A 14,170-nucleotide genomic window follows, 5' to 3' on the forward strand; every position below is an offset into this window, starting at 1 on the left:
AGGTTAACGGCGGGTAAACGACAAATCGAGGATGGCATGCTTGACCCCGATGAGTGCGAGAAAACACAGTCGCCAGGGCGCCTTCCCGCCCGCACCCGAGCCGCTGCCGGTGCGGGTGCTCGACAGCCATACCCACATCGACATCACCCTGGAAACTGACGGCGCCGAGGGGCCCGCCACCATCGAGGACGCGATCGCGCTGGCCACGGCGGCCGGCGTCGACCGGGTCGTACAAGTGGGTGTCGACGTCGAGTCGTCCCGGTGGGGCGTCGAGGCGGCCGAGCGCCACCCGGCGGTCCTGGCCACGGTCGCCCTGCACCCGAACGACGCGCCGCGCCAGGCCGACCTCGACGAGGCCCTGCGCGAGATCGAGCGGCTCGCCGCCCACCCGCGGGTGCGCGGCATCGGCGAGACCGGGCTGGACTACTTCCGCACGGGCGAGGAGGGGCGCAAGGCGCAGCACGAGAGCTTCCGCGCGCACATCGCCATCGCCAAGCGGCACGGCAAGGCGCTGGTCATCCACGACCGCGACGCGCACGACGACATCCTCGCGGTCATCGACGAGGAGGGCGCGCCGGACCAGGTCGTCATGCACTGCTTCTCCGGCGACGAGGAGTTCGCCCGGGAGTGCCTGGACCGCGGCTTCCTGCTCAGCTTCGCCGGCACCGTGACCTTCGGCAACGCCGAGCACCTGCGCCGGGCCGCCGCGATCACCCCGCTGGACGGCCTGCTGGTCGAAACCGATGCGCCGTTTCTGACCCCGACGCCCTTCCGTGGCCGGCCCAACGCGTCGTATCTCATCCCGCTGACCGTCCGCGCCCTGGCCGGCGTCACCGGGCACGACCTGGACGCGCTCTGCGCCGCGATCTCCGCCAACGGGGAGCGAGCCTTCGGACGCTGGACGTGACGCTGCTCGGCCCCGCCGACGTGCGGCAGCTCGCGGAGCGGCTCGGCATCCGCCCGACCAAGCAGCTGGGGCAGAACTTCGTCCACGACCCCAACACCGTGCGCCGGATCGTGCGCGCCGCCGAGCTCGCCCCCGACGACGTGGTCCTGGAGGTCGGGCCCGGGCTGGGGTCGCTGACCCTGGCGCTGCTGGAGGCCGGAAACGCGGTCTGCGCCGTCGAGATCGATCCGCCGCTGGCGGCGGCGCTGCCCGAGACGGTTCGGCAGTACTGCCCGGAGCAGGCCGGTCGGCTGACGGTGATCGCCGGGGACGCGCTGCGGGTCGACCTCGGCGGGGTGAAGCCGACGGCGTTGGTGGCGAACCTGCCGTACAACGTCGCGGTCCCGGTCGTGCTGCACCTCCTGGCGAGCGTGCCGTCCCTGCGGCGCGGCCTGGTGATGGTGCAGAAGGAGGTCGCGGACCGGCTGACCGCCGGGCCGGGTTCGCGGGTCTACGGCGTGCCGAGCGTGAAACTCGCCTGGTACGCGACCGCGCGCCAGGCCGGCAAGGTGCCCGCCTCGGTGTTCTGGCCCGTTCCGAACGTCGAGTCCGGTCTGGTGGGATTCGAGACCCACGAAGCGGTCGACGCGGACCGGGCCAAAACGTTCGCGGTGATCGACGCCGCGTTCGCGCAGCGCCGAAAGACCCTGCGTGCGGCCCTGGCCGGCTGGGCCGGCGGCCCAGTGCAGGCCGAGCGCGCCCTGCGCGCGGCCGGGGTCGACCCGGGGCTGCGCGGGGAGCAGCTCACCGTGGAGGACTTCACGAGGATCGCGAGTCAACGCGGGCCGGCGAATCCGCCCGGGTAGGGTGCAGCAGTGACCGAGCCGCTCTTCTCCGAGGACGAGGAGTTCGACCGGCCGCGCCTGGCCGCCCACGGACCGGTCCGGGTCCGCGTGCCCGCGAAGATCAACCTCCACCTGCACGTCGGGCCGGCCCGCCCGGACGGCTACCACGAGCTGACCACCGTGTATCACGCGATCGGTCTCTACGACGAGATCACCGCGCGCCGCGGCGACACGCTGACGCTCACCATGGAGGGTGAGGGCACCGGCGAGCTGTCCCTCGGCGAGGACAACCTCGTCATCCGCGCGGTGCGGGCGCTGGCCGCCGAGACCGGCCACGACGCCCACGCGCGGCTGCACCTGAAGAAGCAGATCCCGATCGCGGCCGGACTGGCCGGCGGCAGCGCCGACGCCGCCGGCGCGCTCGTGGCCTGCGACCACCTGTGGGGGACCGGGCTGTCCCGCGACGACCTGGCCGCCATCGCCGCCACGCTGGGCTCGGACATCCCGTTCCTGGTGCTCGGCGGCACCGCGCTGGGCACGGGGCGGGGCGAGCTGGTGAGCCCGATCCTCACCGGCGGGCACGCGTGGCACTGGGTGCTCGCGGTCGCCGACGAGGGCCTGTCGACGCCGGTGGTGTATCGCACCTTCGACGAGCTCGGCGGGCGCACCAGCGCCGGGCCGCCCGACGGCCTGCTCGCCGCGCTGCGCCAGCGCGACCCCGAGGTCCTCGCCGGCGAGCTCGCCAACGACCTGCAGGCCGCCGCCCTGCACCTGCGCCCGGAGCTGCAGCAGGTGCTCGACGCCGGCCTGGACGCGGGCGCCCTGGCCGGGCTCGTCTCCGGCTCCGGCCCGACCTGCGTGTTCCTGGCCGAGGACGCCCGGCACGCGGCTCTGCTCGCCGCCGACCTGGAGGCGCGCGACTGCTGCCGCGCCGTGCGCACCGCCGTCGGCCCCGTCCCCGGCGCGAGGGTGCTGTAGTGGCCAACATCGTCAGCCTCGACAAGGTCGGCAAGACGTATCCGGCCGGGCGCATCTTCGACGAGGTCTCCCTCGGCATCGACGACAGCGACCGGATCGGCATCGTCGGGCTCAACGGCGCCGGCAAGACGACCCTGCTGCGGATGCTCACCAAGGCCGAGGAGCCCGACGAGGGCCGGGTCACCCACCGGCGCGACCTGCGCGTGGCCGCCCTGCCCCAGACCCTGAACCTGCCGCCCGAGGCGACCGTCCGCGACGTCATCGTCGGCACCGCCTGGCTGCCGGCCGGCTTCGCGGCCGAGCACGAGTGGGCCGGGGACGCGGGCGTGCGCACCGTCCTGGGCGGGCTCGGCATGCCCCACCTCGGCCTGGACGCCCCGGTCGGCCCGATGTCCGGCGGGGAGCGGCGCCGCGTCGCCCTCGCCGCGCTGCTGGTGCGCCCGGCCGACCTGCTCATCCTCGACGAGCCCACCAACCACCTCGACGTCGCCGGCATCGCCTGGCTGGCCCGCCACCTGCTGCAGCGCCGCGGCGCGCTCATCGTCGTCACCCACGACCGGTGGTTCCTCGACGCGGTGTGCACGAGCACGTGGGAGGTCGCCGACGCGACCGTGCGCGCCTACGAGGGCGGCTACGCGGCCTGGACCCTGGCCCGGGCCGAGCGGGTGCGCGTCGCCGCCGAGGCCGAGTCCCGCCGCCAGAACCTGCTGCGCAAGGAGATCGCCTGGCTGCGCCGCGGCCCGCCGGCCCGCACGAGCAAGCCCAAGTTCCGCATCGACGCGGCCAACGCGCTCATCGCCGACGTCCCGCCCGCGCGCGACACCGTCTCGCTGCAGCGCCTGGCGGTCACGCGGCTGGGCAAGCAGGTGTACGAGCTGGACGGCGTGCGCCTGCGGGCCGGCGAGCGCACCCTGCTGGAGCCCACCGACTGGATCGTCGGCCCCGGCGACCGCATCGCCGTGCTGGGCGCCAACGGCGCCGGCAAGACCACACTGCTGCGCGTGCTCGCCGGCGTCCGCGAGCCCGACGGCGGCCGGGTCGTGCGCGGCACCACGGTCCGCCCGGCGTTTCTGTCCCAGGAACTGCACGAGCTGCCGAACAACCTGCGACTGCTGGAGGCGGTCGAGGAGGTCGCCAAGCGCGTGAAGCTCGGCGACCGCGAGCTGTCGGCGGCCCAGCTGGCCGAGGTCTTCGGCTTCACCGGCGCCCGCGTCTGGACGCCGGTCGCCGACCTCTCCGGCGGTGAGCGCCGGCGCCTGCAGCTGCTGCGCCTGCTGGCCACCGAGCCCAACGTGCTGCTGCTCGACGAGCCGACCAACGACCTGGACATCGACACGCTCGCGGCGCTGGAGGACCTGCTGGACACGTGGCCGGGGACCCTCGTGGTCGCAAGCCACGACCGATACCTGGTCGAGCGGGTCACCGACACCGTCTACGGCATGCGCGGCGACGGGCGGCTGGTCCACCTGCCGGGCGGCGTCGAGGAGTACCTCGCCCACGTGGACGAGTCCGCGGGATTCCGGGCCGAGAAGGCGCCGGCTCCGCCCGCCGGGCGGGCGCCGGACCTGCGGGCGAACGAGAAGGACCAGCGCGCGGCGAAGAAGGAGCTGGCCAAGCTCGAGCGCAGCATCGACCGCCTCACGCAGAAGGAGGCGCAGCTGCACGCCCAGCTCGCCGAGCACGCCACCGACTACGCGAAGATCACCGAGCTGGACACCCAGCTGCGCGCGGTGCAGCAGGAGAAAGCTGATTACGAGGAGCAATGGCTCGCCCTGGCCGAGATCGCCGGGTGAGGTCATCTTAGGATTGACCCATGGCCGCTCACTTTCCGATCAACCACCACCTCCGGCCGCTCTATCGGCTGCTCTCCGCGGTGGCGGGCCTCTACATGCTGGTTTTCGGCGTGGTCGGCTTCGTGCAGACCTCCGGCGCCCCGTTCTTCACCCGCGACGAGGCCGAGTGGGTCCTCGGCCTGCGCACCAACCCGGCGTTCTCGCTGCTGTCCCTGATCGCCGGCGTGGTCGTCCTCGGCGCCAACATCATCGGGCGCAACCTCGCCCACCAGATCAACCAGCTGGCCGGCATCGTCCTGATCGTGGTCGGCATGGCCATGCTGGCCCTGATGCAGACCGAGGCGAACGTCCTCGCCTTCTCGATGGTCAACGTCATCGTCACGTTCATCCTGGCCGCCGTCGTCGGCACCGCGAGCCTCTACGACCGCGTCGGGTCGTCCCACGCCGCGGCGGCGGAGGACGCGCACCGGCACAGCGCCAGCGTCGCCTGACACCCGAAACTCGCCAAGCCCGATCCGCGCACGGCGGGTCGGGCTTCGCGCTACGGCGAGCAGGCGGCCGCCCGTACGGCGGGAGTGTGGCCGACGGTCCTGTTGCTCACTTCCCCTGGCGGGTGACCAGGGTGGGCTTGCCCTCCATGTTGGACAGGCCGTTCCAGGCGAGGTTCACCAGGTGGGCGGCCACGACCTCCTTCTTGGGCTTGCGCACCTCCAGCCACCAGCGCCCGGTCAGCGCGACCATCCCCACCAGCGCCTGCGAGTAGAGCTCGGCGAGCTTCGGGTCGAAGCCGCGGCGCTTGAACTCCGCGCCGAGGATGTGCTCGGCCTGGTGGGCGACGTCGTTGAGGATGCTCATGAAGTTGCCGGTCGGGGACATCACCGGCGACTCGCGGACCAGGACGCGGAAGCCGTCGGTCTCGGTCTCGATGTAGTCCAGCAGGGCCAGGGCCGCCTGCTCCAGCAGCTCGTGCGGGTGCCCGGCGGTCAGCGCGTTGGTGATCCGGTCCAGCAGCGAGCGGACCTCGCGGTCGACGACGACCGCGTAGAGGCCCTCCTTGCCACCGAAGTGCTCATACACGACCGGCTTGGAGACCTTCGCCCGTGACGCCACCTCCTCGATGGAGGTGGCGTCGAAGCCCCGTTCGGCGAAGAGTGCGCGGCCGATGGCGATGAGCTGCTCGCGCCGCTGTGCGGAGGACATCCGCACCCTCGACTTGTTCGAGATCGTCGGCGGAGGGGAAGGCGGCCGCGATTGCTCGATGTCCTCCGGGCGCTCGGTCACCCGCTCATCGTGCCAGCCGCGACGCGCTTGGCGTCCAGCCGGTCCTTCTTGGGCCAGCGCACGTCGCTCGCCCAGCCCAGCTTCTCGAAGATCCAGATGAGGCGGGCGTTGATGTCGATCTGGCCCCGGTCCACGCCGTGGCGGGCGGAGGTCGGGTCGGCGTGGTGCAGGTTGTGCCAGCTCTCGCCGAAGGACAGGATCGCCAGCGGCCAGAAGTTGCTGGCCCGGTCGCCCTCGCGGGTGGTGAACGGGCGCTCGCCGTAGACGTGGCAGATCGAGTTGATCGACCAGGTGACGTGGTGCAGCAGGCCGATGCGGATGAGGCCGGCCCAGAAGAACGCCGACAGCGCGCCCTGCCACGACCAGGTGACCAGGCCGGCGATGATCGCCGGCAGCGCCGCGGACAGGGTGACGATCAGCGGGAACGCCTTGTCGATGCGGCGGATGTCCTTGTCGGCCAGCAGGTCCGGGGCGAAACGCTCGCGGTTGGACAGCTCGCGGAAGAACAGCCAGCCCACGTGGGCGTAGAACAGGCCCTTGACCAGGCCGAAGAAGGACTCGCCGAAGCGCCAGGGGGAGTGCGGGTCACCCTCGTGGTCGGAGAAGGCGTGGTGGCGGCGGTGGTCGGCGACCCACTGCGTCGGGTTGCCCTCGATCGCGGTGCTGCCGGCGATGGTGAGCGCGATGCGCAGGGGGCGGTTGGCCTTGAACGAGCCGTGGGTGAGGTAGCGGTGGAAACCGGTCCCGATGCCCAGGCCCCCGATCACGTAGAAGACCGCGCCGAGCACGACGTCGAGCCAGGTCAGGCCCCAGCCCCAGGCGACGGGGACGGCGGCGACCAGCGCGATGAACGGCAGGACCACGAAGGCCCACAGCGCGACGATGATGCCGGGGTGCTGCTTGCCCTCGGTGAGCGGCTTGGGGCCGCGGTCGGGGCTCTCGGAGCTGGGCGTTGGATCAAGGACCGATACGGACATGGCACCTCTCAAGGGGATTCGTCGTCGGCGGGGCTACGCCTACGTCACCGTAACTTACGGATGCGTAGGTTGGCCATACGAAGCACGTGTCAAGGTGACTGCCCGGTGCTTCATTGTGATCTTTGTCCGGCAAGTGGCCCGACACGAGCGGCTGAACTGCCCCTCAGTGTTCCCACGCAGCCCCGCCTCAAAAGGAATCGACGCGCAAGTTAGGCTTCGAATACGGCGTAATGGGGTGTGGGGTAACGGCAGCCCGCAGGCCTTTGGAGCCTCGCAGTCCTGGTTCGAATCCAGGCACCCCAGCCACCTGACTACGATGAGGCGCACCGACCCTGTCGAGGAGCGCTCCGTGAGAAACGTGATCATCCTGGCCGCCGGCGAAGGCAAGCGGATGAAGTCGGCGATCCCCAAGGTCCTGCACCCCCTGCTCGGCCGCACGCTGCTCGGGCACGTGCTGGCCGCCGCGGAACCGTTCCTCGACAATGGGACGGTCACGGTGGTGGTGGGCCACGGGGGCGACCAGGTCCGCGAGCACCTCGCGCAGGTGGCGCCCGAGGCGAGGCCCGTCACCCAGCACGAGCGGCGGGGGACCGGCCACGCCGTGCGCATCGCCCTGGACGCCGACCCGGAGCTGACCGGCACGGTGGTCGTGCTCAACGGCGACATCCCGCTGCTGCGCGCCGACACGCTCGCCGCGCTCGTGCACACCCACGAGACCACCAAGGCGTCGGCCACCGTGCTGACCGCCGAGGTCGCGGACCCCACGGGCTTCGGGCGCATCGTGCGCAGCCGGGGCGGGGAGTTCTCGGCGATCGTCGAGGAGCGCGACGCGACGCCGGCCCAGCGCGCGATCCGGGAGATCAACTCCGGGGCGTACGTGTTCGAGGCCTCCGCGCTGCGCGAGATGCTCGGCAAGCTGTCCACCGACAACGACCAGGGCGAGGAGTACCTCACCGACGTCATCGGCATGCTCGCCGCCGCCGGCGCCCCGATCGTCGCCCACCGCGCCCCGGACGCGACCGAGACCCTCGGCGCCAACGACCGCGCGGAGCTGGCCGGCCTGCGGGCGCTCATGCGCGACCGGATCAACGACGAGTGGATGCGCGCCGGGGTGGCGATCATCGACCCGGCCACGACCTGGATCGACGTGACCGTGACGCTGGAGCGCGACGCGGTCGTCGAGCCCAACACCCACCTGCGCGGCGCGACCAGCATCGGCGAGGGCGCCGTGATCGGCCCGGACACCTCGCTCATCGACGTGGCCGTCGGCCCTGGGGCGACGGTCGTGCGCACCCACGCCGTCTCGTCGCAGATCGGTCCGCAGGCCTCCGTCGGCCCGTTCGCCTACCTGCGCCCCGGCTCCCAGCTGGGTCGCAAGTCGAAGGTGGGCACCTTCGTGGAGACGAAGGCGGCGCAGCTCGGCGAGGGGGCGAAGGTCCCCCATCTGTCGTACGTTGGAGACGCCACGATCGGCGAGCACACCAACATCGGCGCCGCCACGGTCTTCGTCAACTACGACGGGGTGCGCAAGCAGCGCTCGGTGATCGGCGCCCACGCCCGCACCGGGGCCGACAACATGTTCGTCGCGCCCGTCACCGTGGGCGATGGCGCGTATACAGCCGCCGGCAGCGTCATCGTCAAGGACGTCCCGCCGGGCGCGCTCGGGGTCTCCCGGGCCCAGCAGCGCAACATCGAGGGCTGGGTGGAGCGCAAGCGCCCGGGCACGGCCGCCGCGGACGCCGCCCAGGCGGCCCGAGCACGTGAAGAAAACCACGTCGAGGCCGGTCAAGTGGATGAAACGGGTCGTCCCGACGAACAATGAGCGCAACCACGAGATCGGGAGCGGCAACCCCAATGGCCAGCATCACTTCGGAGAACCGCAAGAACCTCATGCTCTTCTCCGGCCGGGGGTTCCCCGCGCTGGCCGAGGAGATCGCCGCGGTGCTCGGGGTCGACCCGACCCCGATGGACGCCTACGACTTCGCCAGCGGTGAGATCTTTATCCGCTATCGCGAGTCCGTCCGCGGCTCGGACGCGTTCGTCGTGCAGTCCATGGTCTCGCCGATCAACGACTGGCTGATGGAGACGCTGATCATGGTCGACGCTCTCAAGCGGGGCTCGGCCAAGCGCACCACGGTGGTCCTGCCCTTCTACCCGTACGCACGGCAGGACAAGAAGCACCGCGGCCGCGAGCCGATCTCGGCCCGGCTGATCGCGGACCTGCTCAAGACGGCCGGCGCCAACCGGATCCTCACCGTCGACCTGCACACCGCGCAGATCCAGGGCTTCTTCGACGGCCCGGTCGACCACCTGTTCGCCATGAACACGCTGGCCGACCACATCGAGGCGAAATACGCGGGCCGCCCGATCACGGTCGTCGCGCCCGACTCCGGCCGGGTGCGCGTCGCCGAGCGGTGGACCGACCGGCTGGGCGGCTGCCCGCTCGCTTTCATCCACAAGACCCGCGACCCCAGCAAGCCCAACCAGGTGGTGGCCAACCGAGTGGTCGGCGAGGTCGAGGGCCGGGTCTGCCTGATCGTCGACGACATGATCGACACCGGCGGCACGATCGTCAGCGCGGCCGACATCCTCTTCAACGAGGGCGCGGCCGAGGTCGTGGTCGCCGCGACCCACCCGGTGCTGTCCGATCCGGCCTGCGAGCGCCTCGACTCCAGCCGGATCAGCGAGGTAGTGGTGACCAACACCCTGCCGCTGCCCGCGGACCGCAAGGTGGAGAAGATCACCCAGCTGTCGATCGCGCCACTGCTGGCCCGCGCCATCCGTGAGGTCTTCGACGACGGCTCGGTAACAACCCTCTTCGGCGGCCTGAGCTGACCCGCGCCCCCTGGGCCGGGCGGCCCTGAGCCGGCTTTCGCGCCCTACGCTGACCACGTGACCGGCCCTGGCCACGACGAATCCCGCCTGGGCCGGCGGCCGTGAGCCGGCCTTGGCGCCCCTACGCTGACCACCTGAGCGGCCCTGACCACGAGGAACCCTGCGCCTGACGACGGAGGGTGAGGACGTGTGTCAGGGGGTGTGGGTGGGCGGAGCCCCCCACTGGGGAGGGAGCGAAGCGACCGCGACACACAGCACTGGTAAGCTAGTGCGGTTGCCACGGCGAGGGTGCTCCCACGGACCGGGCGTGCGGTTTCTGTGTGACCGCCGGGTGTTCGCTCACCCCGGCGGCCACACAGGAACCGGCATGACGGCCAAGCGGGCTCCGTGATCGACGCGGTGCTCCGGGCCTGTGCCCCGTGCGCCCCCTCGCCCGAGCGCCGCACCAAGACAACTGTTACCGGTCGCGCCGGCCGGTGCCCGTCGCCCAACCGCATCAGGAGTTTTGTCGTGTCCGAGGTAAAGATCAGCGCCGAGCCCCGCACCGAGTTCGGCAAGGGTGGTGCCCGCCGCACGCGCCGGGCCGGCAAGGTGCCCGCCGTGCTGTACGGGCATGGCGAGAAGCCCCGCCACATCGCCCTTCCCGCCCGTGAGTTCGCCGCGGCCATCCGCCACGGCGGCATGACCCAGGTCTTCAACATCGAGATCTCCGACGGCAGCGCCGCGCTGGCCCTGCCGAAGGCGATCCAGCGCGACCCGATCAAGGAGACCTTCGAGCACGTGGACCTGCTGGTCGTCCGCCGCGGCGAGAAGGTCACCGTCGAGGTCCCGGTCCAGCTGGTCGGCGAGGCCGCCCGCGACACGCTGATCATGCACGAGAGCACCACGCTCGCCGTGCTGGCCGACGCGACCAAGCTGCCGGAGCGCCTGGAGGCCTCGATCGAGGGCCTCGAGGCCGGCAGCCACGTGACCGCCGGCGAGGTCAAGCTGCCGGCGGGCGTCGAGCTCGCCGCCGACCCCGAGTCGATCATCGCGGTCATCACCGTCGCCCCGACCCAGGCGGCCGAGGGTGCCGGGGAGGCGGCCGAGGAGGCGGCCCCCGCGGCGGCCGAGGCCTGATCGCCGACCACGTTCCGCAGCCGATCACGTTCCGAAAGGTCGCGGACCGCCATCACCCGGGCGGCCTGCGGCCTTTCGGCATGAGGAGGAACGGTGACCGACGCGCCCTGGCTCGTCGTGGGGCTGGGTAACCCCGGCCCGGAGTACGCCCGCCATCGCCACAACGTCGGGTTCATGGTGGCCGACCTGCTCGCCGCGCGGGCCGGGCTGCGCTTCGGCCGGCACCGCCGGGTCGTCGCCGACGTGGCCGAGGGGCGCCTGCGCGTCGGCGGGCCGCGCCTGGTGCTGGTGAAGCCGCTGACCTTCATGAACCTCTCGGGCGGCCCCGTCGCCGGCCTGGCGCAGTTCTACAAGGTGCCGCGGGAGCAGATCATCGCCGTGCACGACGAGCTCGACATCCCCTGGACGCAGCTGCGGCTCAAGCAGGGCGGCGGCGAGGGCGGCCACAACGGCCTGCGCTCGATGTCCAGCTCGCTCGGCGGCAAGGACTACCTGCGGGTCCGCTTCGGCATCGGCCGCCCGCCCGGCCGGCAGAACCCGGCCGACTTCGTGCTGTCCGACTTCTCCGCGGTCGAGCGCAAGGAGCTCGACTACTTCGTGGACCGGGCCGCGGACGCGGTCGAGATGATAGTCGACCAGGGCCTGGAGCAGGCCCAGAACCGTTATCACGCCGAATAGGCGCCATTTCACCCTAGTAAAAGCTATTTTCGTCGATACCGTTCCGCCCGTCACCGGCGCCCGCTCGCGTGACGAATGTCCGAGTTGCACGTTGTACTCCGGGTTGCACCGTTTGATAGAAGCGGTCCTTCTGGAGGAGGCGGCGTGGCGATCGACAGCGGACGTACGCGGGACGGTTTCCACCGCCCGGCCCATCTCCGCCGTGAGGACCGCACGCCGAACGCTCGCCGTGACCCCGGCCCTGACCCCGGCCCCGTCGCGGCCCCCGATGCCGGCCCCGCGCCGGTGTACGGCCGCCCGGCCGGCCCCGCCCGCCGTCCGAGCCCGGCCCGCAACCGCCAGGTCGCCAAGCGGCCCCGCCCGGTGAAGGCGCAGGTCGCCGCCCCGGTCTCGCCCGCGCCCGGCCTCGTGCCGCCCGCCGAGGTCGATCCGGACCTCGCCGCCGAGGTCGACGCCGCCGTCCGGGGCACCACGCCGTTCGTGCGCACCGTCGAGCGCCGGCCCGTCACGATCGCCGCGCCCGACATGGCGGCGGGGGCCGGCCGGACCGCGCGGCACCGGGCCCGGTGGGCGTGGGAGGGGCGCTACCTGCGCACCCTGTTCGTACTGGACTTCGTCATCGGGCTGCTCGCCGGGGCGGTGGCGTTCGAGGCGCGGTTCTCGGGCGGGCTCACGCTGTACAACAGCCGCTATGTCCTGCTCTCGCTCCTGCTGCCGGCGGCGTTCACGGCGAGCCTCGCGGCCAACCGGGCCTACGAGAAGCGGTACCTCTTCGTCGGTACCGACGAGTACCAGCGCGTCCTGCGGGCGGGCCTGGCGCTGACGGCCGCGACCGTCTTCGTGGCGTACACCACCGAGACCCGCATCGCGCGCGTCTGGTTGTTCGTCGCGCTGCCGCTGGTCACCTTCGGCTGCCTGCTCGCCCGGTTCCTGCTGCGCCAGCTGCTGCACCGGGCCCGCAAGCGGCGCGGCGCGTGCATGCGCCGGGTCGTCGTGGTCGGGCACGAGCTCGCCGTCGAGGCCATGGCGCGGCAGCTGCGGCGCGAGCGGTACCACGGCCTGAAGGTCGTCGGTGCCTGCCTGCCCGGCCCCGGCGAGGTCGCCGACGTGCCGATCCTCGGCGCCTTCGACGAGATCGCGGGCGCGGTGCGCAAGGCCCGGGCCGACACCGTGCTTGTGCTGTCCTGCCCGGAGCTGGACGGTCACGCGCTGCGCCGGCTGGCCTGGCACCTGGAGCGCGACGACATCGACCTGATCGTGGCCAGCACGCTGATCGACGTCGCCGGCAGCCGTACGACCATCCGCCCGGTGGACGGCCTGCCGATGCTGCACGTCGAACACCCGACCCTGACCGGGGCCCGGCGTCTGGTCAAGGCGCTCGTCGACCGGGCCGGCGCTGTACTCCTTCTGGTGCTTACCAGCCCTCTTTTGGCCGTTCTGGCGCTTGCGGTTCGCATGGATTCCACCGGGCCGGTACTGTTCCGTCAGGTACGAGTGGGTAAAGACGGCCACGAGTTCGTGATCTACAAGTTCCGCACCATGCACATCGACGCCGAGGCCCGCCTGGCGGAGCTGAGGCACCTCAACGAAGTCGACGGCGTACTGTTCAAGCTGCGCAACGACCCCAGGGTCACCCGCGTCGGCCGGCTTCTGCGCAAGTTTTCGCTCGACGAGCTGCCGCAGCTACTCAACGTGATCGGCGGCAGCATGTCGCTGGTCGGGCCGCGCCCGCCCCTGCCGGAGGAGGTCGCCGTGTATCCGGACGACGCCCGGCGACGGCTGGCCGTTCGGCCCGGGATGACCGGTCTGTGGCAGGTGTCCGGCCGGTCGGACCTATCGTGGGACGAAGCGGTCCGCCTCGACCTGCAGTATGTGGAGAACTGGTCGCTCACGCTCGACCTGGTCATCATGCTGCGGACGTTGAGCGCGGTGACCAGAGGAGCTGGAGCGTACTGATGACGGACCTACCACCCGCCACGGACGGCGGGTTCGCCCGCTGGCTGGCCCAGCGGGCCGGAGACATGCTGCTCAAGCTGCGCGAGGAGATGGGGTACGCAGACCCCGACCAGCTGCGCAAGGCCGGCGACCGGCTCTCGCACGAACTGCTCGTCGAGCAGCTGCGGCGCTGGCGCCCGGCCGACGCGATCCTGTCCGAGGAGGGCGCCGACAGCGCCGCCCGGCTCAGCGCCGAGCGGGTCTGGATCGTCGACCCGCTGGACGGCACGCGCGAGTTCGGCGAGGAGGGGCGGGCCGACTGGGCCGTCCACGTGGCCCTCTACGCCCAGCGCTTGGTCGCCGGGGCGGTGGCCCTGCCCGCCCAGCACTGCGTGCTCGGCACCGACTCCCCGCCGCCGTTCCCGCCGATGCCAGGCGTGCAGGGCGAGCCGATCCGGCTGGCCGCCAGCCGGACCCGCCCGCCGGCGCTGCTGGCGCGGCTCGCCGAGAAACTCCCCGTCGAGCTGGTGCCGATGGGCTCGGCCGGGGCGAAGATCGCCGCGGTCATCGACGGCGCCGTCGACGCCTACGTGCACGCCGGCGGGCAGTACGAGTGGGACTCGGCCGCCCCGGTCGCTGTGGCTCTCGCCACGGGTCTGCACGCTTCCCGTATCGACGGGACTACGTTGGAATACAACCAGCCCGACCCCCGCCTGCCCGACCTGGTGGTGTGTCGGAAGGCATTGGCGCCGTCACTGCTGGCCGCGATCAACAGCTGAAAGGTCCCCGCCAACCATGAGCGGTTCGAAGCGGAGCGGAGTGGCCGCTCATCGGCAAGCGCAG

Annotated in this window: 13 protein-coding genes and 1 tRNA gene; 12 read left to right on the top strand and 2 right to left on the bottom strand. The window is 71.9% G+C overall.

Features of this window, described 5'->3' with window-relative positions:
• Positions 1–49 precede the first annotated feature (49 nt).
• Genes ACQPY0_RS05550 through ACQPY0_RS05570 form a run of 5 tightly spaced genes read left to right on the top strand, consistent with a single transcriptional unit; the run spans position 50 to position 4,993 of the window.
• Positions 50–907, top strand: coding sequence for a TatD family hydrolase (locus ACQPY0_RS05550; protein WP_432985595.1), 858 nt, complete (start codon positions 50–52; stop codon positions 905–907).
• A complete protein-coding gene (rsmA, locus tag ACQPY0_RS05555; RefSeq protein ID WP_432985597.1) occupies positions 904–1,752 on the top strand; it encodes a 16S rRNA (adenine(1518)-N(6)/adenine(1519)-N(6))-dimethyltransferase RsmA in 849 nt (282 codons plus the stop codon). Before ACQPY0_RS05550 ends, rsmA begins: the two co-directional genes overlap by 4 nt.
• A 9-nt stretch (positions 1,753–1,761) precedes the next feature.
• Positions 1,762–2,709, top strand: coding sequence for a 4-(cytidine 5'-diphospho)-2-C-methyl-D-erythritol kinase (locus ACQPY0_RS05560; RefSeq protein ID WP_432985599.1), 948 nt, complete (start codon positions 1,762–1,764; stop codon positions 2,707–2,709).
• Complete coding sequence (locus ACQPY0_RS05565; RefSeq protein ID WP_432985601.1) at positions 2,709–4,502, top strand: ABC-F family ATP-binding cassette domain-containing protein; 1,794 nt, start codon at positions 2,709–2,711, stop codon at positions 4,500–4,502. The genes ACQPY0_RS05560 and ACQPY0_RS05565 overlap by 1 nt, the downstream gene beginning before the upstream one ends.
• Positions 4,503–4,522: 20 nt before the next feature.
• Complete coding sequence (locus ACQPY0_RS05570; protein WP_432985603.1) at positions 4,523–4,993, top strand: DUF4383 domain-containing protein; 471 nt, start codon at positions 4,523–4,525, stop codon at positions 4,991–4,993.
• Between the two features lie 106 nt (positions 4,994–5,099).
• On the opposite strand, the gene ACQPY0_RS05575 is transcribed toward ACQPY0_RS05570, so the two are convergent.
• Complete coding sequence (locus ACQPY0_RS05575) at positions 5,100–5,702, bottom strand: TetR family transcriptional regulator (RefSeq protein WP_432995015.1); 603 nt, start codon at positions 5,700–5,702, stop codon at positions 5,100–5,102.
• Between the two features lie 77 nt (positions 5,703–5,779).
• Positions 5,780–6,760, bottom strand: a complete 981-nt coding sequence (locus ACQPY0_RS05580; RefSeq protein ID WP_432985604.1) for an acyl-CoA desaturase — start codon at positions 6,758–6,760, stop codon at positions 5,780–5,782.
• A gap of 231 nt (positions 6,761–6,991) precedes the next feature.
• Between ACQPY0_RS05580 and ACQPY0_RS05585 the strand changes: the two genes are divergently transcribed.
• The 7 genes from ACQPY0_RS05585 to ACQPY0_RS05615 all read left to right on the top strand — a co-directional run bounded on the left by ACQPY0_RS05585 (position 6,992) and on the right by ACQPY0_RS05615 (position 14,106).
• Positions 6,992–7,066 (top strand) — tRNA-Gln (locus tag ACQPY0_RS05585).
• A 10-nt stretch (positions 7,067–7,076) separates the two neighbouring features.
• Complete coding sequence (gene glmU, locus ACQPY0_RS05590) at positions 7,077–8,582, top strand: bifunctional UDP-N-acetylglucosamine diphosphorylase/glucosamine-1-phosphate N-acetyltransferase GlmU (protein ID WP_432985606.1); 1,506 nt, start codon at positions 7,077–7,079, stop codon at positions 8,580–8,582.
• 32 nt (positions 8,583–8,614) lie between these two features.
• On the top strand, positions 8,615–9,595 hold the full coding sequence (locus ACQPY0_RS05595; RefSeq protein ID WP_432985607.1) for a ribose-phosphate diphosphokinase: 981 nt from the start codon (positions 8,615–8,617) through the stop codon (positions 9,593–9,595).
• A gap of 510 nt (positions 9,596–10,105) precedes the next feature.
• Positions 10,106–10,714: a 50S ribosomal protein L25/general stress protein Ctc gene (locus ACQPY0_RS05600; RefSeq protein ID WP_432985609.1), complete on the top strand. Its 609-nt coding sequence runs from the start codon at positions 10,106–10,108 to the stop codon at positions 10,712–10,714.
• A 93-nt stretch (positions 10,715–10,807) separates the two neighbouring features.
• The gene (gene pth, locus ACQPY0_RS05605; RefSeq protein ID WP_432985611.1) at positions 10,808–11,392 is read left to right on the top strand and encodes an aminoacyl-tRNA hydrolase; all 585 of its coding nucleotides are present in this window, start codon (positions 10,808–10,810) and stop codon (positions 11,390–11,392) included.
• 144 nt (positions 11,393–11,536) lie between these two features.
• Positions 11,537–13,348 carry an exopolysaccharide biosynthesis polyprenyl glycosylphosphotransferase gene (locus ACQPY0_RS05610; protein ID WP_432985613.1) on the top strand — a complete coding sequence of 604 codons (1,812 nt, stop codon included), beginning with the start codon at positions 11,537–11,539 and terminating at the stop codon, positions 13,346–13,348.
• Positions 13,348–14,106, top strand: coding sequence for a 3'(2'),5'-bisphosphate nucleotidase CysQ (locus ACQPY0_RS05615; RefSeq protein WP_432985615.1), 759 nt, complete (start codon positions 13,348–13,350; stop codon positions 14,104–14,106). The genes ACQPY0_RS05610 and ACQPY0_RS05615 overlap by 1 nt, the downstream gene beginning before the upstream one ends.
• Positions 14,107–14,170 lie beyond the last annotated feature (64 nt).

Source organism: Dactylosporangium sp. CA-233914 (genome assembly GCF_050942935.1).
In the GTDB taxonomy this organism is placed as follows: Bacteria; Actinomycetota; Actinomycetes; order Mycobacteriales; family Micromonosporaceae; genus Dactylosporangium.

Excerpts from the sequence above, each read along its gene's own strand:
- ACQPY0_RS05575 (WP_432995015.1), bottom strand. The coding sequence starts at position 5,702 with ATGTCCTCCGCACAGCGGCGCGAGCAGCTCATCGCCATCGGCCGCGCA.
- ACQPY0_RS05570 (WP_432985603.1), top strand. The coding sequence starts at position 4,523 with ATGGCCGCTCACTTTCCGATCAACCACCACCTCCGGCCGCTCTATCGG.
- ACQPY0_RS05595 (WP_432985607.1), top strand. The coding sequence starts at position 8,615 with ATGGCCAGCATCACTTCGGAGAACCGCAAGAACCTCATGCTCTTCTCC.
- glmU (WP_432985606.1), top strand. The coding sequence starts at position 7,077 with ATGAGGCGCACCGACCCTGTCGAGGAGCGCTCCGTGAGAAACGTGATC.
- ACQPY0_RS05580 (WP_432985604.1), bottom strand. The coding sequence starts at position 6,760 with ATGTCCGTATCGGTCCTTGATCCAACGCCCAGCTCCGAGAGCCCCGAC.
- ACQPY0_RS05615 (WP_432985615.1), top strand. The coding sequence starts at position 13,348 with ATGACGGACCTACCACCCGCCACGGACGGCGGGTTCGCCCGCTGGCTG.
- ACQPY0_RS05550 (WP_432985595.1), top strand. The coding sequence starts at position 50 with ATGAGTGCGAGAAAACACAGTCGCCAGGGCGCCTTCCCGCCCGCACCC.